This is a genomic window from Pedobacter sp. AK013, assembly GCF_014205835.1.
Lineage (GTDB): Bacteria > Bacteroidota > Bacteroidia > Sphingobacteriales > Sphingobacteriaceae > Pedobacter.
Window position 1 is genome coordinate 37,810 of the sequence record NZ_JACHCQ010000008.1, and the last position, 20,492, is coordinate 58,301.

General features: G+C 39.3%; 21 protein-coding genes and 1 riboswitch. Of the genes, 4 read left to right on the top strand and 17 right to left on the bottom strand.

Features of this window, described 5'->3' with window-relative positions:
- Positions 1-14: 14 nt before the first annotated feature.
- From HDC90_RS07480 to HDC90_RS07510, 7 genes are all read right to left on the bottom strand, one after another.
- Positions 15-395 (bottom strand): DUF6232 family protein, encoded by a 381-nt coding sequence (locus HDC90_RS07480; protein ID WP_221451814.1) that lies wholly within the window; start codon positions 393-395, stop codon positions 15-17.
- 182 nt (positions 396-577) lie between these two features.
- Complete coding sequence (locus HDC90_RS07485) at positions 578-916, bottom strand: hypothetical protein (RefSeq protein ID WP_184465348.1); 339 nt, start codon at positions 914-916, stop codon at positions 578-580.
- Between the two features lie 158 nt (positions 917-1,074).
- Complete coding sequence (locus HDC90_RS07490; RefSeq protein ID WP_184465349.1) at positions 1,075-2,139, bottom strand: type I restriction endonuclease; 1,065 nt, start codon at positions 2,137-2,139, stop codon at positions 1,075-1,077.
- Positions 2,140-2,148: 9 nt separating this feature from the next.
- Positions 2,149-2,481: a YegP family protein gene (locus HDC90_RS07495; protein WP_184465350.1), complete on the bottom strand. Its 333-nt coding sequence runs from the start codon at positions 2,479-2,481 to the stop codon at positions 2,149-2,151.
- Positions 2,482-2,676: 195 nt separating this feature from the next.
- A complete protein-coding gene (locus HDC90_RS07500) occupies positions 2,677-3,345 on the bottom strand; it encodes a response regulator (RefSeq protein WP_184465351.1) in 669 nt (222 codons plus the stop codon).
- Positions 3,346-3,356: 11 nt separating this feature from the next.
- Positions 3,357-5,027 carry an ATP-binding protein gene (locus tag HDC90_RS07505; RefSeq protein ID WP_370576577.1) on the bottom strand — a complete coding sequence of 557 codons (1,671 nt, stop codon included), beginning with the start codon at positions 5,025-5,027 and terminating at the stop codon, positions 3,357-3,359.
- Positions 5,028-5,162: 135 nt separating this feature from the next.
- Positions 5,163-5,369 carry a hypothetical protein gene (locus tag HDC90_RS07510; protein ID WP_184465352.1) on the bottom strand — a complete coding sequence of 69 codons (207 nt, stop codon included), beginning with the start codon at positions 5,367-5,369 and terminating at the stop codon, positions 5,163-5,165.
- 367 nt (positions 5,370-5,736) lie between these two features.
- Between HDC90_RS07510 and HDC90_RS07515 the strand changes: the two genes are divergently transcribed.
- Complete coding sequence (locus HDC90_RS07515) at positions 5,737-6,894, top strand: hypothetical protein (RefSeq protein ID WP_184465353.1); 1,158 nt, start codon at positions 5,737-5,739, stop codon at positions 6,892-6,894.
- A gap of 100 nt (positions 6,895-6,994) precedes the next feature.
- Here HDC90_RS07515 and moeB read toward each other — a convergent pair whose 3' ends face one another.
- The 7 genes from moeB to thiS form a co-directional block, all read right to left on the bottom strand.
- Positions 6,995-8,029, bottom strand: a complete 1,035-nt coding sequence (moeB, locus tag HDC90_RS07520) for a HesA/MoeB/ThiF family protein (RefSeq protein WP_184465354.1) — start codon at positions 8,027-8,029, stop codon at positions 6,995-6,997.
- Positions 8,023-9,147 (bottom strand): 2-iminoacetate synthase ThiH, encoded by a 1,125-nt coding sequence (thiH, locus tag HDC90_RS07525; RefSeq protein ID WP_184465355.1) that lies wholly within the window; start codon positions 9,145-9,147, stop codon positions 8,023-8,025. The genes moeB and thiH overlap by 7 nt, the downstream gene beginning before the upstream one ends.
- Positions 9,134-9,904, bottom strand: a complete 771-nt coding sequence (locus HDC90_RS07530) for a thiazole synthase (protein WP_184465356.1) — start codon at positions 9,902-9,904, stop codon at positions 9,134-9,136. Before HDC90_RS07530 ends, thiH begins: the two co-directional genes overlap by 14 nt.
- 2 nt (positions 9,905-9,906) lie before the next feature.
- On the bottom strand, positions 9,907-10,551 hold the full coding sequence (locus HDC90_RS07535) for a thiamine phosphate synthase (RefSeq protein ID WP_184465357.1): 645 nt from the start codon (positions 10,549-10,551) through the stop codon (positions 9,907-9,909).
- Positions 10,552-10,561: 10 nt separating this feature from the next.
- Entirely contained in the window at positions 10,562-11,164 is a 603-nt protein-coding gene (locus tag HDC90_RS07540; RefSeq protein ID WP_184465358.1) for a thiamine phosphate synthase, read from the bottom strand.
- Positions 11,165-11,170: 6 nt separating this feature from the next.
- The gene (gene thiC / locus HDC90_RS07545; protein WP_184465359.1) at positions 11,171-13,054 is read right to left on the bottom strand and encodes a phosphomethylpyrimidine synthase ThiC; all 1,884 of its coding nucleotides are present in this window, start codon (positions 13,052-13,054) and stop codon (positions 11,171-11,173) included.
- A 73-nt stretch (positions 13,055-13,127) separates the two neighbouring features.
- The gene (gene thiS, locus HDC90_RS07550) at positions 13,128-13,331 is read right to left on the bottom strand and encodes a sulfur carrier protein ThiS (RefSeq protein ID WP_184465360.1); all 204 of its coding nucleotides are present in this window, start codon (positions 13,329-13,331) and stop codon (positions 13,128-13,130) included.
- Between the two features lie 65 nt (positions 13,332-13,396).
- Positions 13,397-13,485, bottom strand: a riboswitch (TPP riboswitch).
- A gap of 376 nt (positions 13,486-13,861) precedes the next feature.
- On the opposite strand from thiS, the gene HDC90_RS07555 reads away from it, so the two are divergent.
- Positions 13,862-15,451, top strand: coding sequence for an ABC-F family ATP-binding cassette domain-containing protein (locus tag HDC90_RS07555; RefSeq protein WP_184465361.1), 1,590 nt, complete (start codon positions 13,862-13,864; stop codon positions 15,449-15,451).
- A 54-nt stretch (positions 15,452-15,505) separates the two neighbouring features.
- Complete coding sequence (locus tag HDC90_RS07560; RefSeq protein WP_184465362.1) at positions 15,506-16,807, top strand: leucine-rich repeat-containing protein kinase family protein; 1,302 nt, start codon at positions 15,506-15,508, stop codon at positions 16,805-16,807.
- Between the two features lie 135 nt (positions 16,808-16,942).
- Here the strand turns inward: HDC90_RS07560 and HDC90_RS07565 are convergent, their stop codons facing one another.
- Positions 16,943-17,605, bottom strand: coding sequence for a DUF1349 domain-containing protein (locus HDC90_RS07565; protein ID WP_184465363.1), 663 nt, complete (start codon positions 17,603-17,605; stop codon positions 16,943-16,945).
- Positions 17,606-17,772: 167 nt separating this feature from the next.
- On the opposite strand from HDC90_RS07565, the gene HDC90_RS07570 reads away from it, so the two are divergent.
- Complete coding sequence (locus tag HDC90_RS07570) at positions 17,773-18,339, top strand: Crp/Fnr family transcriptional regulator (RefSeq protein WP_184465364.1); 567 nt, start codon at positions 17,773-17,775, stop codon at positions 18,337-18,339.
- Between the two features lie 175 nt (positions 18,340-18,514).
- Here HDC90_RS07570 and HDC90_RS07575 read toward each other — a convergent pair whose 3' ends face one another.
- Both HDC90_RS07575 and HDC90_RS07580 read right to left on the bottom strand, forming a co-directional pair.
- Positions 18,515-18,934: a VOC family protein gene (locus HDC90_RS07575; RefSeq protein ID WP_184465365.1), complete on the bottom strand. Its 420-nt coding sequence runs from the start codon at positions 18,932-18,934 to the stop codon at positions 18,515-18,517.
- Positions 18,935-19,542: 608 nt separating this feature from the next.
- Positions 19,543-20,409, bottom strand: a complete 867-nt coding sequence (locus HDC90_RS07580) for an aldose 1-epimerase family protein (protein WP_184465366.1) — start codon at positions 20,407-20,409, stop codon at positions 19,543-19,545.
- Positions 20,410-20,492 lie beyond the last annotated feature (83 nt).

Below are 20,492 nucleotides of genomic sequence, written 5' to 3' on the forward strand. Positions count from 1 at the left end.
GGAATTAAATTGTTTTAGCCTCTGAATACAATTGCATCATTAAGTGCATTTACAATATTCTGAATATATGACCTGTCTTTTGAGATAATACTATTCACTTCTCCAGAATTTGTACTGATTCTTACCGTGAATTCATTTTTGGTAAGGACTAAGATGAGAATGCCTATAGCAATAAGAATAAAACCCAAAACCCTCGACGATTCTGAAAAAAGCATCAGAACGCCAATTACGACCATTACAATAGGTAGTGTTCTGTTTTTTATTATTTCAAAAATATGAACAGAGGATATGTTCCTCATTGCATAAGTTTTTGAGTTAGTTATATACCTGGATTGTGTAACTGTAACATTTACATCCTGATAAAATGTAATTTCATTTTGTAATTGTGATTCCATAATTAGTTTTATAAGTGTTTGAGTTTGTTAGTCAAAAGTACTCAAGCTAAAACCCTCGTCCTTACGGGAAACCGTAAAAGCCAACTAAATATTTGAATAATATTTTTTTGTGTTAGATAACTCATTAACAATTGGTTATGGGTGTAATTTGACTTATCGAAAGTCGACGAATCATTCCTGAATCAATTAGTTTTTGGTTTCACATAATCTTCTGATTTTTCTTTCTTCCACCAATTATTATCCAGGCGTTTAATGGAATAGAAGCCACGGTTTATGCCAGGTTTCATGGTTGCGGTATCGAGGTGCCTGGGCCAAACATGGATAATGGTATCGCTACCAATTACTACCCACCAGAAAGTTTTGCCGTAACGTTTTGTCGTGTATACCTCGCTGATGGTTCCTTTAATTACTTTAGTGTTAAATCCAGGTTCCATTAGCTGATAGGTGATCACTTTCTTTTTTTGTGCCCGGACCATGCCCGTTGCGAATGTTAAAATTAGCAGTGTAATAAGATGTTTCATGCCCCTAAGGTATTCAGGCTAAAAACAGTTTCCTTACGGCTAACAGTAAAGGGAATGATAGCGGGTTGTTTATATGAAAATGAGAGATTGCCCTGCCTGTTTCGAAAACAGACAGAGAAGCAACCTCTACATTTTAAGAGCGTGTTGAGCGGTGTTAATTAGTAATTTTCAATAGATTGATGCAGCTGGTTTCTGTAATCGTAAAGCTCATCGAGATTAAACAGCTGCTTTTTTTCGCCGGCATCTTTCCCTTTCTCGAAGGTTTCGATGTACTTGTTAACCGTATTGAAATGGAACCTGCAAATGGGTTTACGGTTATTGTCATCTAATAATACCCCAAAGTACGATTGTGTATCCCGGGCAGCAATGCGTGCCGAAGGAATCTTTTCGCGTAAAATGGCTTTTACAATCTGAAAGGCTTCTAACTCTTCTTCAGTTGTTACGATTTTAGAGATATCGAGGTCTTCATTAATCGGAACCACCTTGCCCTCCTCCTTTTTTTCTATTTTCTCATTAATATTCAATGCCGATTTTAAACGATCGCTAATAGATTCGTTAATGGAAATGGTAAGGGCTTTTTTAGTATATTCTTTAAAGGCGATCATCCGGTTTGCCGTTAAAGGTTTGTCGAAAAAACGGTTCACCAATAATTTCACCATTTCATCAGAGGGGCTGTCGATTTCTTTTTCGAATTCTTTTCTGATGGCTTTAATATATTTTAAGCCTTCGGCCGAATCGAGGATCGTTTCTAAATTATATTCGTTTTTGGTAAAACTCTCTAGGATCTTGATGGCGTTATCTTTCAGGTCTTCAATATCGATGGTTAAGAATGGTTTCTCGTCCATAATATTTGGCTTTTCTAAATCGGCGTAAAAATTATAAACAGTGCCGTTGGTTAATACGCCAAATCGCGCTTTCGAAACATGGTAGTAGCGGTGCAGCTGAGAGTTGTGTGCATCGGCGCTTTCTTTCCAATGTTTACATTCGAAAATGAGTATGGGCTCGTTATTTTTGCGGATTACATAATCCACCTTTTCACCTTTTTTTGTGCCGATATCGCAAATGTACTCGGGTATCACTTCGGTAGGGTTAAAGATATCGTAACCGAGGATTTGAATAAAAGGCATTACAAATGCATTTTTTGTAGCCTCTTCGGTATTGATCTGGTCTTTTAATCCAACCACCCGTTGATGAAGTTGTTCTAATTTTATTTTAAGATCCATAGCGTTTTGTTAAATGGTTTCATCAACAACTTCAGCACTAGGCGCATTTTCTTTAACCGATTCTATGCCCTTATCTCTGGCATCAGCAGTGGTATACATTTGGCTGGTACCGATAATTTCGCCGTTCGTAGCTTTTAGATTGAAATAGTGTGATCCGTTTTTGGCGATTTTTCTGTCGTACCTTGCATCTGTTGGTGCATTGGCTTTAACAGATTCGATGCCCTTGCTGCAACCTGCTTTTGTGGTATAGCCCTCGCTGGTGAGAATAACTTTTCCGTTTGCTGCTTCGAGGTTAAACTGGTACTGCCCGTTTGTTCTTTTGGTAATGATAAATTTTCCCATAATTGTTTTTTTAGCTATTCAAAAGTATGGGAGGAATATGGTGTATCCTTACGGGAAACCGTATACTGGTCAGGTAGTTAATAGTTTATAGGTAATCAGGTCGCCATTATCGAACTCAAAAGAGGAAATTACAAATTCCGAATAACTATATCTCGGGATGAGTTTGCAAACATAGATTACTTATGGAATTGAAAACTATATGATTTTTCTATCTATACAATAGGCAATTAACTGCGGGTTGTTCTGAAATTCAAGGGCTTCCCTCATTTTTTTTAGCTGTTTTTCAATACTGCTTAGGCTATTAGGTTTAATACCCATTTCTTGCAAATGCGCCTGCATCATTTTCTGGGATATTCCTTTAGCTAGCAGCGTTAAAATAGCAATGTCCAATTTTTCGAAGTCATATACCTTTTCGTTTATTGTTTTCTTGAGATTCGCGGAAATATATTTCTTATTATCAAAAATAGCCTGGATTGCAGATTTCAAATCTTTGACATCGCCACGCCCTTTTGGAACAAAGCCATCTATATTCAAACTTTCAAAGAGAATTTGAGCTTCTGACAACCTCCCTTCACTAGAAAATACCAGGATCTTTATTTCTGGTTGTACTTCCTTTACAGCCTTGATTAATCGTGCACCGTCTGTTATTTGTTGCTTTGGGAAATCTTCATTGAACGATAAATCTGTTATTAACAATTCATAAGGTTTGTTTTCCGATTTGGCTTTATGGATGCGACTCAAAGCGTCGTCGCAGTAAAAAACATAATTTTTGAAATCGTGCTCAATACCTAAATTTTCCAATGTAACTTGCATTGAGTAATTCATTCCTTCGTGATCTTCAGCTATTAATACTTTTTGAAACATAATTTTCTTAATTAACGAATTGGAAAAGAAATTGAAATTCCTAAACCATTTTTATCCATGGTTTCAAAAGTAATAGTGCCTGAGATATTTTTAATACGGGTTTCCGTATTTCGTAAACCATTATTATGTATCACTTGTTCCGGTAGTCCTATACCATTATCATGATATTTTATAGATATGATATTATGGTTTCTATTAAACCTTATTTTGACAACTGTTGCCTGACTATGCTTTTTCATATTATTCATGAGTTCCAATAATATAATAAAGATCTCACTTGCTGTGTTTTCCGGAATATTTGCCCAAAGATCATCTTCATTACCGATAACATCAATGGAACGTGTACTGGCAACATAGGCGGAGAACAGCTCTGAAAGCTGTTGCCTAAATGTCTTGTTTAATCTATTGTCAGTAATTTCGTATGAAATATCTCTTGAAGTGTTATAAATATATTCTAATTGATCGAGCAGATGGTTTCTGTCTAGGTCATTCTTGTTTTCAACTTCTGACATTACCCGGTAAATTTTATTAGCCACTTTATCGTGTACCTTTTTGGAAGTTTTAATCTGGCTATCGCGGATCGAATTTTTGGCCTCCAGTTCTAGTTTTTGTTTTCGTTTCCTGTACCAGAGTGTTCCTGCAACTGCAAACAAAAGGATACCGAAAGCCAGAATAATAACCTGATATTTTTTCTTTTCATTATCCTTTTGCAGCACCAGATTATCTGCTTTGTTTTTTTCGGTTTCGTAGCGAATAAGCGCAAATTGGTTTTTGGCGGCACTACGGGCAGTCTGTAGACTATCAGCTAATTCCTCATAGGTCTCAAAATACTGTTTAGTTGCTATTGGTGAACTCAACTTAATTAGTTTCTGTAAAGCCTGTAGCCGATCGACAGGGCTACTAATCTGAATGGCTACGTGGTACATTTTTTTTGCATAATCTATTGCAAGCCCTGGATTTTTAGAGGTATAATAATCAGCAAGATGTGCATAACTGGCATTTAGCCCCCATAGATCTCTTTCTTGCTCCCTGATTTTTAATGCTTTTAAAAATTCAGTTTCAGCATTATATTTAGGATTAATTAGCCATTTGGTTTTAGCTAAATTAGATAATGCTCTAGCGTATTCTTTTTGGTTTTTGCTGTTTTGAGATAGGATTTGATTATAAATTTTTAAGCTTGCCTCATAATTTTTGACATCTTGATAAACCTTGGCTTTGTTATTTAGGTATAAGTTTTTATCTAATGGGTTTTCAGAAAAGGCGATGGCTAAGTCGTAAAATTTTAAAGCGTTTAAGTAATCGGCCAATCTAAAGGTAGCAATACCAAGATTATTATAATTGGAATGGATGAATGGGTATTGAGTTTTATCGGTCTTATCAAGATATTTAAGCGCATTTAAAGAAATTTCCTGTCCTCCAAAATTATCTCCTTTATCCGTCGAGATGATACCCATATTTACTAAGCACTTTGCTGCACCTAAACTATCTCGTTGCGATAAGAATAAATCTTTAGCTTGATTGAAATAGCTAAAAGCGCTATCAATTCTTCCAAGCTCCCGGTACTCAAATGCCTTATCGTATAATGGGTTCTCTTTTTTAGTTTTCTCTTTTTGTTGAGGTTTGGAACAAGAAAATAAAAGTCCCAGTGGTAATAATAATAATAAGATGGAGAAGCGGTTCACAATTTTTAGTTTTTCCCCTAAGTTAAAAAAATAAACAATAACGATTGTTTATTAAAATTGGGATATAGTTAGCTTCTCATTTGAAGCTAACTATAATATAAAAAGCAAGGCAGATTTACCGCCTTACCTTTTAAATTAACCTATTTTAGGCGGTGGATTTTGTCCGGTTTCGCCACCAGTATCTCCACCAGCCTCTCCTGTGCCGTCGCCTGGGTCACCAGGATTGGTCGGATCAGTATCGGCAGTGGTTACGGTTGTACCACCATTAGGATTACAATTGTTGTTTGTATTTGCAGGTGTTGCTAATCCCAATAGGATCGCAATAAATAATGGAATGAACATTTCTTTAATTTTTAGAATTGATTTATTAGGCAGAGTACCCGCGAACCATTCGCGGGCCTTTCTGCAGTTTGTAAATCAGAAGGCCTTCTGAAAATTTGGGAAGTGTTGAGTGTCTGTCGCGGGAGCTAGTAACTGCTTCCCAAACCGGCTATTCACTACCGCGATTTCCACTCTTTTATTAATCAGTTTTTTAATTTAGCTTTGATAATGAATCGCCGCCTGTGCTGATCAACGATACAAATATGAGGGGAGTCAAAAGATTAGTTATTAATATATTCCGATGTTTCCCTTGTTTCCGCATAGATTCCGGGAACCCGTAAATTTTCCACTTTTTCCGCCTTATTTTTACGCTAAATTTTTAAAGAAAATGTTTGAGAATTATAAATTATCACTCTTAGATTTTTATTGGATAAAGAATAAAAATCACCGACTTTCTATTAATTTGGAAGACCCTGGTCGAGAAAAAATAAGAATTGAATGTGTAGAGGTTTTTCTAAGAAAAAATACGCAGAAGGATAAAGATTTAATCCGATTAGTTTTCGACCCCAAAAATCAATTTGATGATCAAGTAAGAAGTATTGAAAGATTTAAACTAGATAAGTTTAGATCTTTAGTAAGTTTTATGGTAGAGGGAACAAGCATTAGGGATGAAAAATTGGTTAAACTTCTGGCTTGGTTAATAGATTTCCCTACATATAATGAGTGGAGAGAACTTAGTGAAGAGGAACTAAAACTTATTTTTGAGGAGGCGGCTAAAAAGCCCGAAGAAGAAATAACTGAACCAATTACAACTAAACCTACCGGTGAGGTTAAAGTACCTGACATTACATCCACGCCGCCACCTCAGCCAATTTTTATTATGGGTAAGCCCACTGGCGGAGGCAATGGTGAAGATGTGACTCGACCGGAACAACCTAAGCAGCCGGTTTATGTACCAAAATTTTCACCCCGCTACATTACTATTTCCTGTACTATTTTATTATTCGTTAGCACCACTTCTTTAGCAGTTTGGGAACGCTTACCTACTCCAATTAGAATGCCTAATGCGGTTGAGAAATTTATGTACTGGGATGAAGATCACTATGAGCCAATTAAAGATGATAAACAAAATGTTGGTACGCCAATCATTCCGTTAAATGTTCAAACGTTAACGCGTCAAAGAAAAATCAATTTACCTGATACGTTAACCAGTTATTCGATTGGTAAAGTATGGTATAAAGGATATGGAAAGAATCATGAATTTTTTACTGATAGTGGCGCGTATCCTTTAGATACACAAAGAGTATTAAAACCACTTTCAAATACAATCTTAACCAAGTACATTTCCAATTACAGGTATATGCTTACACGGTTAGTGTGGTTTTTATGTGCTGCATTTTTTATAAGCATTTGCGGTATTTGGGCAAGTAGATTAAAGAAAGAAGAGATGGCAGTAAGGAAACCGGAAGAAGCGGCTGGTACGGATACACAGTCAGTACTAGAAGCGGAACGTATAATAAATGGGACTGAATTAGGAACTGCATAGGGATAAGTCTGAAAGTTCAGAATGGGTGATCTGAAAGAGATGTTTTTAATATTAAATTTAAGATAATCACCCCGCTTTGCCCTGCTCCCAATTTCTAGGATTAACTTAACGAACCAGTTAAACTATATACTTTTCCTTCATAAAGCCCTGCCAATAACTGCACCGCCATTTTACTCCTTTGCCCGGTTTGGCAATAACAAACTACTTTTTTGTTCTTTGGAATAGTTGAAAATGATTCCCTTAATTCATATAGTGGAAGGTTAATGCCTCCAATATTGTTTTCTTCATGTTCGTAGCTTTCGCGTACATCAATCAGAAAAATTTCATCAGTAGATTCAGAAAGCCACTGACTTAAAGTCGCTTTATCGATTTCTTTTGCGGTGTTAACTGTCGTTTCGGCTTTAACTATTTTGGTTGGTTTTTCTTTTGCAAGGTTAAATACCAATACAGTATTGTTCAGTGCATTAATGGTCATTAGTTTACCAGCTAAAGTTTCGCCAATACCGCAGGTTAGTTTTATTGCTTCGTTAGCCATGTATAAACCAACTATACCGGGTAAAATGCCAATTACGCCGCCTTCAATACAATTAATATTTTCAGTTGGTGGTGCAGGGTAAAGATCCCGATAATTTGGTCCGCCTTGATGATTAAATACGGCTACCTGACCTTCAAACTGTAAAATGGAGCCAAATATGAGTGTTTTTCCCAAGCTTACACAGGTATCGTTTACGAGGTAGCGGGTAGTAAAATTATCAGAACAATCGATCACTATATCATAAGCCTCGCAAATAGATACAGCGTTATTTGCCATAAAACGTTCGTGATAGGCACTGAGCTGAACATGGGGGTTGAGTAAGGCGAGTTTCTCGGTTGCTACCTTTGCTTTTGGCTGGCCGACATCCATGTGGTTGTATAAAATCTGTCGGTGCAGATTACTCAGTTCCACCACATCATTATCTACAATACCCATTTGGCCTATTCCTGCTGCAGCCAGGTATTGCAATACCGGGCAACCCAGTCCACCGGCACCAATAACCAGTATGCTGGCAGCCTTCAGTTTTTCCTGCCCCGCCAGGCCCAGTTCGGGCAAAATCATTTGACGGGTATAACGGTTTAATTCTTCTTTAACTAACATGATTTTCTGATTAAACTCCTATCCCAGTCTTTCCAGATGGGTTCGTAACCCTGCTTTCTGATCATGGCTGCAATTTCCTGTGCCGAACGTTCATCAGATATTTCGAACTGCTCTAAAGATTGTGGTTCTACCTGGTAACCGCCCGGATTGGTTTTGGAGCCCGCACTGATGGCCGTAATGCCCAGTTTTATCACCTGGTTACGGAAAGCCATGGTTTCGCGGGTAGAGATAGACAGTTCTACCTCGCTGTTAAACAAACGGTAAGCGCAGATGAGCTGCACCAACTCCTTATCGTTCATCGCTACCTTGGGTTCTAAACCGCCGCTAAAAGGCCGCAACCTGGGGAAAGAAATACTGAATTTACTTTGCCAATACTGTTTTTCGAGATAAGAGAGGTGCAGGGCCGTAAAAAATGAATCGGTCCGCCAATCTTCCAGTCCAATTAAAACACCAAGTCCCATTTTATGGATACCCGCCTGTCCTAGCCGGTCAGGGGTTTCTAAGCGATATAAAAAGTTAGCTTTTTTGCCTTTTGGATGGTGTTTTCGGTAATCGTCCTGATGGTAGGTTTCCTGATAAACCAATACCGTATTTAGCCCGTGCGGAATGAGGGTTTCGTAGTCGGCTACATCCAAAGGCTGTACCTCCATAGCTATATGGGCAAAATGTGGACTGATGAGGTCTAATACTTTTTTAAAATAATCGGTATGTACACTTTGGTTGGCCTCACCGGTAACCAATAAAACATGGTCGTAACCCATCTCTTTAATTACCGCAACCTCCTGCATAATTTCCATCGGGTTAAGCGTTCTGCGCCTTACCTTATTATCGTAGCTGAAACCACAATAGGTACAGATATTATTGCACTCGTTGGAGAGATATAAGGGGATATACATCTGGATTACCCTACCAAAACGATCTAAAGTTAAACGCTGGCTAACCTGCGCCATATCTTCCAGGTAAGGCAAGGCAGCAGGCGAAATAAGCGCTTTAAAATCTTCCAGGTTGCGCTGTGTATTGTTCAGTGCCCTTTCTACATCGGCTGCTGTTTTATCGTAAATACTGGCTTTGGTATCGTCCCAATTGTAGGATTCGAATACTCCGTTAAAACTGTTCATCAAGAAATGCGGTTAGTGGGCTACTGGCTGCGGCATAATGCTGTTGGCTGCCCAATTTAGATTCAAAAGCCATTCTGCCGGCCTCTACAGCCAGCTTAAATGCAGTGGCCATATCAGTCGGGTTTTGGGCGATGGCAATGGCGGTGTTGACCAAAACAGCATCGGCTCCAATTTCCATGGCTTTAGCTGCATCAGATGGTGCACCTATACCCGCATCGATAATTACAGGTACCCTGCTCTGACTGATAATAATCTCTAAGAAATCGATGGTTTTTAGACCTTTATTGCTGCCAATGGGCGAGCCTAAGGGCATTACCGCTGCGGTGCCCACATCTTCTAAACGTTTGCATAAAACCGGGTCGGCATGGATATAAGGCAAAACTACAAAACCGAGTTTAACCAGTTCTTCAGTGGCTTTTAAGGTTTCAATGGGGTCTGGCATAAGATATTTTGGATCCGGGTGGATTTCTAACTTAATCCAGTTGGTTGCTAAAGCTTCGCGCGCGAGCTGTGCGGCAAAAACTGCTTCTTTGGCATTACGAACACCCGAAGTATTGGGCAGTAAGTTAATATGCGGATGTTTAAGGTGCTGGAGGATATCATCATCCTTACCTTTTAAATCAACCCGTTTAAGGGCTACGGTAACCAGTTCGGAGGCCGAAGCGATTAATGCGCTTTCCATTTCTTTGGCCGAAGAAAATTTTCCTGTTCCGGTAAAGAGACGCGAACTAAAGGTTTGATCTGCAATTGTTAACATATCTATTGTTTTAAAGCGAATGCATGGTGAATTTTGTTGTTAATTTCTGCTAATGCAGCCGAAGTTTGAATTTGGTTGGTAAGTGCTGCCGATACGGCAATACCGTAAATGCCGGTTTCTAGTATAGCCGGAATATCAGCTGCTTCAATACCACCTATAGCAATAATTGGGGTGCTAATGCCTGCCTGTCGCACTTTTTCCATTAATTTTTGGTAGCCTTCCAAACCTACAATGGGGCTCAGGTTTTCTTTTGTATGCGTAAACCTGAATGGCCCCAAACCAATATAATCGGCTCCTTCGGCTACTCTCTGCTGGATATGTTCGAAAGTATTTGCTGTACCTCCGATAATTTGCTGTTTGCCAATAATTTTTCTGGCTTCGAGAATGGGCATATCCTGCAGGCCCAGATGCACACCATAACTATTTACGGCTTTTGCCAGTTGCGGATAATCGTTTATGATTAATTTGGCGCCGTAACTTTCGCACAAAGCTTGCGCTGCTTTTGCAAAAGGCAGGATTTCGGTTTCGGTTTGGTTTTTAATGCGGAGCTGTATCCATTTTCCGCCAGCTTGAAGCACCTGCTCAATGGCATCGATATGGGTGCCTGTTTTAGCTGCCTGCGAAATATATTGTAAGGGGTGGATCATATTGATATTTTTAAAGTGGTTGATGATGCGCCAGGCAAAGTTGCTGTGCTTTTTTAAAATTGATTAAAGCCTGAGCGGGATCGTTCCATATCGTGCCCAATAGTGCAACACCATCGAAGTTCATTTCTTTTACCTGGCTGATCTGGTTTAAACCAATGCCACCTAATGCAATTAGTTTTGTTTTGATGTTATACTTGTTTAACCGGAAGCCGGGAGGGATAACGCCTAAATAACCTGGCTTGGAGAGGCTGTTAAATACAGGGCCAAAAAAACTGTAATGATACGGGGCAATAGCATCCATCGCCGATAATTGATGGATAGAAGTGCTTAGTATATGGTTTTTGGGTAATATATTGGTCGTTAAATTTTTTCTGAAGCTTTCGGTATGGTGGATTCTTTTAATGTTATAATCGTTGGCCAAGGCATGGAAATGGTGCAGGGCAATGCGTGGATGGTATTCGGGTAAGATCCCTTCTATAATTTTTCGGTACCCGGCTTCATCGGCATTATCCTTACGCAAATGGAAAACGGGTAAACCGGCTTCGAAAAGCCGGTTTACAAGATGGCATTCTTCCTTAAAAACGGTAGGCTCGGCGATTACAATCAGTTCCATAGTAGTTTAAGAATAAATTTCGCTTCCTTTTTGGGTAAATTCTTTCGATTTTTCCAGCATTCCTTTTTCCAGTGCATCGGCGGTTTCGAGCCCTTGTTGCGCCGCATACTCGCGAACGTCCTGCGTAATTTTCATCGAACAGAAATTGGGGCCGCACATAGAACAGAAATGCGCAATCTTTGCACCTTCGGCCGGTAAGGTTTCGTCGTGAAACTCCTTTGCCGTATCAGGATCGAGTGAGAGGTTAAACTGATCTTCCCACCTAAACTCGAACCGCGCCTTACTTAAAGCATTGTCGCGGTATTGCGCACCTGGGTGGCCTTTAGCTAAATCGGCCGCATGGGCCGCAATTTTATAGGTAATTACGCCATCTTTAACATCTTTTTTGTTGGGTAAGCCCAAATGTTCTTTCGGGGTTACATAACAGAGCATGGCTGTTCCAAACCAACCGATCATGGCCGCACCAATGGCCGAGGTAATGTGGTCGTAACCCGGAGCAATATCGGTAGTTAAGGGCCCTAAAGTGTAAAAAGGCGCTTCGCCACAATGATCGAGCTGTTTTTCCATATTGGCTTTAATCAGGTGCATGGGTACGTGCCCTGGCCCCTCTATAATGGTTTGTACATCATGTTTCCAGGCTATTTTGGTCAGTTCGCCAAGCGTCTCTAATTCCGAAAACTGTGCGGCATCGTTAGCGTCGGCAATACAGCCAGGTCTTAAACCATCCCCTAAGGAAAAGGCTACATCATAAGTTTTCATAATTTCGCAGATTTCTTCGAAGTGGGTATACAGGAAGTTTTCTTTGTGATGGGCCAGGCACCATTTGGCCATAATAGATCCGCCACGCGAAACAATACCGGTGATCCTTTTCGCGGTTAAGGGTACATAACGAAGTAAAACACCAGCATGGATGGTAAAATAATCTACACCTTGTTCGGCCTGCTCAATTAAAGTATCGCGGAAAATTTCCCAGGTAAGATCTTCAGCTTTTCCGTTTACTTTTTCAAGGGCTTGATAAATGGGAACGGTACCAATAGGCACAGGCGAATTACGGATAATCCATTCGCGGGTTTCGTGGATATTCTTCCCTGTTGATAAATCCATAATGGTATCGGCGCCCCAACGGCAGGCCCACACGGCTTTTTCCACTTCTTCTTCGATGGTAGAAGTAACGGCCGAGTTACCGATATTGGCGTTAATTTTTACCAGAAAGTTCCGGCCAATAATCATAGGCTCGAGCTCGGGATGATTGATGTTGCATGGGATTACCGCCCTGCCAGCAGCTACCTCTGCCCTTACAAATTCAGGTGTAATGTAACCTTTAGGGGTATTTGCCCCAAAGCTATTGCCCTGGTGCTGGTGGTTCATTACCTCATGCTGCTCACCCAGTTGTGCGTTGAGCAGTTCGATCTGTTGGTTTTCCCGAATGGCGATATATTCCATTTCGGCTGTAATAATGCCCTTTTTGGCATAGTGCATCTGCGATACATTAGCACCGGCCTGCGCGCGGTAAGGTTTTTTGATAAAATTAAAGCGTAAGGCATCAAGCTCCTCATCGGCCAGGCGCTGTTGTCCGTAAGCAGAAGACAATTGCGGGAGTTCTTCTACATCAAGCCTGTCTTTTATCCATTGCTCCCTGATTCGTGGTAAGCCTTTTTTTACATCGATCACCACATTAGGATCGGTATATGGTCCGCTGGTATCGTAAACGGTTACAGGCGGGTTAGGTTCGGTTAAGCCAAAGCCATTGTGGATTTTGGTTTCCGTTAAACTGATCTCGCGCATGGCCACCTGGATATTGTGGATTTTGCCTGGTACAAATATTTTGCGCGAAGCCGGAAAAGGACTACGGCTGATTACTTCCTGGTTTGGAATTTTTTCTTGTTTCATATATGGGGGTAGGTTGGATTGTTAATTAATGGGAATAATTAATTGGGCATAGGTTTCATGATTCCGTATTCTTTCATCCGCCTTGCGTGGCTTTAATGATGATGATCTGATCGCCCTGGCTTAATGCATGTGTAGCCCAGTCTGATTTAGAAATAATGGTTTGGTTTACAGCTATGGCAAGGCCATCTGTTTCTGAAAAGAGTACAAGAGCCAGCATCTGTTCTATAGAACAGGCCTCGTTAAGAAGATGGTTTTGATTGTTTATAGTTACTTCCATAATTTTAAAAAAATTGGAAAAACTATAGAGATTGCCCCAAAATGGAGATCGAAAAGACAGCAATGTAAGTTGCTTTCACTTTTCCCTTCGGCAGTACTAACTGCATCAGGTTCAAAGGGTATTTCTCAGCACGTAGGCACCCCTAAAGTTTTTTGTAAATATATGCGATTAAATTTTTAATGCAAATAAAAATTGATATAGATAAAATCTATTGATTAAAATTTACATATAGAACTACCTTATCGACTCGTCATCTCGACTGGAACGTAGTGGAATGGAGAGATCTACCTAGGCAGATTTCTCGACTGCGTTGCACTCCGCTCGAAATGACGACACTTTTCCCTAACTCCCGAATCAGACTAACTCATCAATCCACACCAACCACCTTTTGCAAAACGCAAAAATTCTTTATCTTTGCGTCATCACCAAAATCTCCTCATATATGTAAGATTAATTTCTTTTTCAGAAAAATAGATAACAGGCAGCGCATTTCCGTTCCTGCAATTATTTACCAATAAAAAAAGAAATTTATGCTTAATCTACAAGGGGCTAGCTATATCCATGCTAATGGAGATTTACTGTTTTCAGATTTAAATCTCACCATCAACAAATACGAAAAAATTGCACTCATTGGCCATAATGGTGCAGGGAAATCGACACTTTTAAAAATTTTAGCTGGCAAACTCATGCCAACCACCGGGCATGTTAAAACAGAATCGCCACCCTACTATATACCTCAGCTTTTTGGTCAGTGTAATGATTTGACAATTGCGCAGGCACTCAGGATCGAAGATAAACTAAAGGCATTGAATGAGATCCTCAACGGAGAAGTAACCGACGAAAACATGGCTATGCTCAATGATGACTGGACCATTGAGGAACGTTGCGCAGAAGCCTTAAGCCATTGGCGATTGAAAGATTTAGATGTAAGCCAGAAAATGGAAAGTTTAAGCGGAGGGCAAAAAACCAGCGTATTTTTAGCGGGCATCGCCATACATCGCCCTGATGTTGTTTTGCTGGACGAGCCGACAAATCATTTGGACCTGGAAGGTAGAAACAGGTTATATAATTATATCCAGTTGGCCAGGGCTACTTTAGTGGTAGTGAGTCACGATCGGACTTTATTAAACCAAATGGAGAAAGTTTACGAATTAAGTAAGCAGGGAATAACCCTGTATGGCGGAAATTACGATTTCTATGCCGCACAAAAGAAAACTGAAAATGAGGCTTTGCACAATGATTTAAAAGCGAAGGGAAAAGCACTGCGTAAGGCTAAAGAGGTAGAAAGGGAATCGCTGGAACGGCAACAGAAGCCTGATGCCAGGGGGAAGAAAAAACAGGAAAAAGCCGGATTACCGACCATTTCTATGAATACCTTAAAAAATAATGCAGAAAAAAGTACCGCAAAACTGAAAGGGGTGCACGCAGAAAAACTCGAACATATTTCAACCGAAATGAGCCAACTGCGTTCGGCATTACCCGATGTCGATAAAATGAAAATCGGTTTCAATCAGTCTACATTGCATAAAGGAAAAAGTATTGTAGTGGCTAAGGAAATCAACTTTGCTTTCCACGATCAGTTAATTTGGAAAGAACCAATTAGCTTTCAGATTTTTAGTGGTGGGCGTTACGTGATAAAAGGCAGAAATGGTTCAGGCAAAACCACTTTGATCAAACTTATTTTGGGGCAGCTGCAGCCCTCGATGGGGAGTTTAAATCAAACGGGTATTAGCTCTATATATATTGATCAGGATTATTCGTTGATTGATAATCAACTTACCGTTTATGGACAGGCACAACAATATAACTTTGGCGCATTACAGGAGCATGAAATAAAAATCCGCTTAAACTGGTTTTTATTTGATAAAACCGAGTGGGATAAATCCTGCTCGGCATTAAGTGGTGGCGAAAAAATGCGGTTGATTCTTTGTTCGTTAACCATCGGCAACCAATCGCCTGACCTCATGATCCTCGATGAGCCTACCAATAACCTCGATATCCAGAATATAGAAATTTTAACATCAGCCATTAACGAATACCAAGGAACGCTTTTGGTGGTATCGCATGATGAATATTTCTTAGAACAGATAGCGGTAGCGCATACAATAGACTTAAATTGATCTTTAAACAAAACTTAGCCTTATCTTCGTTTTAAATTAAAACCAGCACAATCCATGCAAAACGTGTTAGCATTACAAAGCGGAAAACTTAAAGGAGCGGTATCGTTAAAACTTTCTGAAAATTTAACGGAATTCCCAAGGGAAATATTCGATTTGGCTGATACCCTTGAAGTATTGGATCTTTCTTTTAACAAACTAAGTACCCTTCCGGCAGATTTTGGACGTTTAAAGAAATTGAAGATTTTCTTTTGTTCTGAAAACCTTTTTAAGGTGCTACCTGAGGTACTAGCCGATTGCCCTTTGTTGGATATTGCAGGTTTTAAATCTAACCAGATTATATCGGTGCCCGCAAAATCATTGAATCCTAATCTTCGCTGGCTGATTTTAACAAACAACAACATTACCGAATTACCAAAAGAAATTGGTCTATGTACACGGATGCAAAAGCTGATGTTATCGGGCAACCGCTTAACAAAATTGCCCGATGAACTAAGCAATTGCCAAAATTTATCGTTATTGCGTATTGCTGCCAATAAACTGCACGAGCTGCCACAATGGATTGCTGTTATGCCTAAACTTTCGTGGATTGCATTTTCGGGAAACAATTTTAGCAAAACCCCGGCTGTAGAAACACTTTCGTTAATTAATTGGCACGATTTAGAGATTAATCATTTATTGGGCGAAGGTGCTTCGGGCATTATTTCAAAAGCAAACAGGACCATTGGTGATGAGACCCAGGAGGTGGCGGTTAAAATATTTAAGGGCAATGTAACGAGTGATGGCTTGCCAGAAGATGAAATGACAGCCTATATTGCTGCGGGTTACCACCCCGGTCTGGTTAATTTAATCGGGCAAATTGCTTTGCACCCTGAAGATAAAAAAGGCCTTGTGATGGATCTGATCCCGCACCATTTCTATAATCTGGGTCATCCGCCGAGTTTAGAAAGCTGCACTAGGGACGTTTTCCCGTCAGCTATGCAATTGTCAGAAAAACAGTTATTGAGCATTGCCAAAACCATTGCATCATTAGCGGCACAATTGCATGAAGCGGGCATTATGCATGGCGATTTATATGCACACAATATTCTAATTGATGATGAGGGTAGCACCTTGTTCGGGGATTTCGGTGCCGCAAGTTTTTATGATCTGGCTGATGCTACGCTTGCTTTTGCCTTAGAGCGGATAGAAGTGAGTGCTTTTGGTTACCTGCTTGATGATTTACTTTCTTTAAAAAACGAAGCGGTAAACAAAACATGTTCGGATGCTTTGGCTGCCTTAAGAGATGCTTGTTTAGTTGCATCGCCGTTAGCGAGGCCTGGTTTTCGGGATTTGGTTAAGGCGTTGGTTCAGATTTAATTATAACAAGCTGTTAGTCTGAGTTTCTAGAAAAAGTCATCTCGACTGAAGCAAAGCGAAATGGAGAGATCTTTTAATCATGTTAAAAGATTTCTCCACTACGGTCGAAATGACGACCATCTTATTAAAACCAGATTAATTCTGTTGTTTTTTTGCCCAATTCAACCTGCGCTGGTCGGGTGTAGCTGTTACCTTAAAATTTTCAAAAATGGCATTAAAACCTTTACCATCAGGGCAGGCCGCCACCAGACCCACCATTACAGGTGCATTATCTTTAAAGTAACAGGTGCGCAGCATGGTATATTTTTTATCATCTAGTGAATAGAAAATCTCAACTGCATCTAATTTCCTAACAGCTTTCATCCAGATTGATGCCGGTGCTTTTTCCAATTCTACTACGCTCCAATCGCTGGTTTTATGTGTTACCACTGTGCTTACGTTCTGTTTCCCATTTACAAATTCAACACCAGCTTTAATCCATTCTTCTTCGTTAATGCGGAGCATCAGCCCCATCTGATCAAAAGTGGTTACATAATTTCCGGTGATTTTCACTTTTACCTCAAACTCACCTCCATAAGTAGCATAGTAAAAAGGGGCATCATCAACTGTAAAGCCATAATGCGATATCCTCCAATAATCGGTTTTGGCAGGTACAAACATGCTAAATGTGTTTTTATCCTTAATCTCCCATTTTTCAGGTTCGTTAAACCAGTTCATTTTGCCTAAACTCTGGGCATAGGTTTTTATACTAATTAGAGAAAGTAGTACTGCAATTATGGCAAGTGATTTAAGTTTCATTTGTGTGTTTGTGTGTTGTGTTCCGCAAACATAGTGCAGGAAAAAATTTTAGGAAAGGACATACATCACTATTTTAATGTGATGATTATCACGCAAATATTTAGTCAAAACAAACCTATCAGGTTTAAAAATCTTGAATAAACAGTACATTTGTTTGCATCAGAAACATGGAATTAGATTTTTTAAGAGCACACATCCATCAGATCGTTGGTTTAACAGATGAAGAATTTGGGCATGCTGCATCTTTTTTTACCAAGCGAAAATATAAAAAACACCAGTATATTATCCAGGCAGGTGATACGGCCAGTCAGGAACATTTTGTATTAAAGGGTATTGTAAAATCTTCTTATACCGATCATGAAGGAAAAGAATATATTTTACAGTTGGCCATGGAAGAATGGTGGTTTTCTGATCCAAATGCTTTTAATACGGGTATGCCCGCCACTTTAAATGTAGATTGTATAGAAGATACCGAAACGTTTTCTATCTCTTTTGAAAATAAGGAAAAACTTTGCGCCTCATCTCGCAAAATGGAGTATTTTTTCAGGAAAAAGTATACAACTGGCAATATGGCCTTACAAAAAAGGGTATTGGCTTTATTAAGCAACAATGCTGGCGAGCGTTACAAGCAATGGCGTAACCAATACCCATCTTTGCAAAAAAGAATCTCGAAAACCCTTATTGCATCTTATCTTGGCGTGACCAGAGAAACTTTGAGTAGGTTATCCCTTTAATTCCATATTTGTGCTTCCTTTACTTTTAACCACAAAATTTGCAGAGAGGAAAAAGAACGGAAATATACAACGTTGGGTGTGTATGAGAAGTTTTCATTTTGTTGGATGCATACGGACAACACGGAAATTCGTATTGCCTGTGTGCATCCGGGATTAAAAACGTGAAATCACTTATTTATGCTCTAAAATTAACCATCCATTGGATGCCAAACCTATCTTTAAAACTACCAAAGTAATCACCCCAGAACATATCTTCCATTGGCATTTCGATAATGCCACCTGCTGAAAGGCCATTAAATAAACGATCGGCATCTTCGCGGCTCTCTGCCTGGATGTTAATATACATGTTATTACCTTCTTTAAGTACATGCCCTGCAGAAGGTACGCAATCAGACGCCATTAAAGTGGTATGCTCATTAATAGGTAGCGCTACATGCATTACACGGTTTTTTTCCGCTTCCGTTAATTTGTCCGATTCAGGTGCATCGCTCATTTTTGCAAAGAAGGTAAATTCTCCTCCAAAAACCGACTTATAAAAATTAAAAGCTTCTTCGGCCTTGCCGTCGAAGTTTAAGTATGGGTGCATGGTTGCCATAATCTTATTTATTTTGTTTACAACTAAGTTACGGCGCTTAGTAATGATAAAATGGGTGCGCTTGAGACAAATGTGAGGGCGTTTTTGACATAGATGAATAGACTTTGGTTAAAACTGGCTTTATTGATATGGCCCCAATTGAGGTAATCTATTTGAGAAAGAATCGTTTTCTGACAAAATAAAATGTTTTATTCATTCTATGTGCTTTTTTGGTAAATTGTTGTTTTACAGATGAATAAAACTGAACGGGAATAAGTCCCATATCTTTTTCATATTTGTATCAGGGTATTAAACAGTTATTTGAATTAATTCTCAATCGTCCCAAAATAATTTTAAGTTTGAGTAAACACGTCCTTTTTTGAGGGCGTGTTTTTTTGAAAAAAAAGCCTTTCATTGCTGAAAGGCTTCGTGTTCTAATCTAAATCGTCCCGTTGATTTAATTTTAACATAATAAATATAGTTATCAACATGTTAACATCAAATTAAAAGGTAAAAATACCCCTTTGTGGGTAGTGTTTTTCACTACACCGTTGCGACAGAATTTTAATGTGAATTGAATAAGTGTTAGCAAAAAACGGCTGTGCTTTTTCATTACACCAGTACTTGTTTTAGAAACACTCTACTTCCCAAAACCGCGACCAGTTTTCGCCTACTTCAAGTTTTATTATACCTTCTTTGTGTGCTAATTCCTGATCGTGGTTAACACCATCAGCAACGCCGCACCAAGGCTCCAAACAAATAAATGGTGCATCGGTAGCGGCCCATATGCCAAAGAAAGGAAATTCTTCGAAGTGGAAATGCAGGCCATAATCGTTTTTGGTGTTAAGTAAACTAATACAATTGCTCTGCAGAGTTTTGAAAACTAATGCATCGTTATAAAACAGGCTATGTTTAAGGTTTAACCTGTGGCCTCCCAATTCAATAAGCTCCGTTTCGTTGGCTACTAATCCATCTTCAAGTTTCCAGAAAGTTAATTTCTCATCGCTATTAAAGGCCAGGTAGTAATCTTCGTAAACGGTATTGGGCGTATTGGGTACAGCAAATGCCGGGTGCGCACCAATTGAGAATAAAAGCTCAGCAGTACCTGTGTTTTTTACCTCGTAAGTTAAGTTCAGTTTTCTATCTATTAATTGATACCTCAGTTTCAGCTCAAAATAAAAGGGATATACTTTTAAGGTATCTTCGTTTTGGGTTAACGTAAAAACAGCTTCGGTTTCACTTATTTTTTCGAAATTAAAAACATGATCGCGAGCGAAACCATGACGGGGTAGTTCGTAGTTTTTACCCTGGTAAATAAAACTATTGTTTTTTAATGCGCCAACAATGGGAAATAAAACCGGACTGTGTTTTGCCCAATACTTAGCGTTGGCATCCCATAAATATTCCAGCTTGGTTTCTTTACTAAATAAGCCTTGAAGTTCTGCGCCTTTAGCTGCCAGGCTAACCTTTATATAGTCGTTCTCGAGAGTTATCATTACAAGCTAAAAGTAACAAAAAGATGTGCTTTAAAAACATCTTTTTTATTAATTTTGATCATTATACTTAAAGCTTAAGCTAG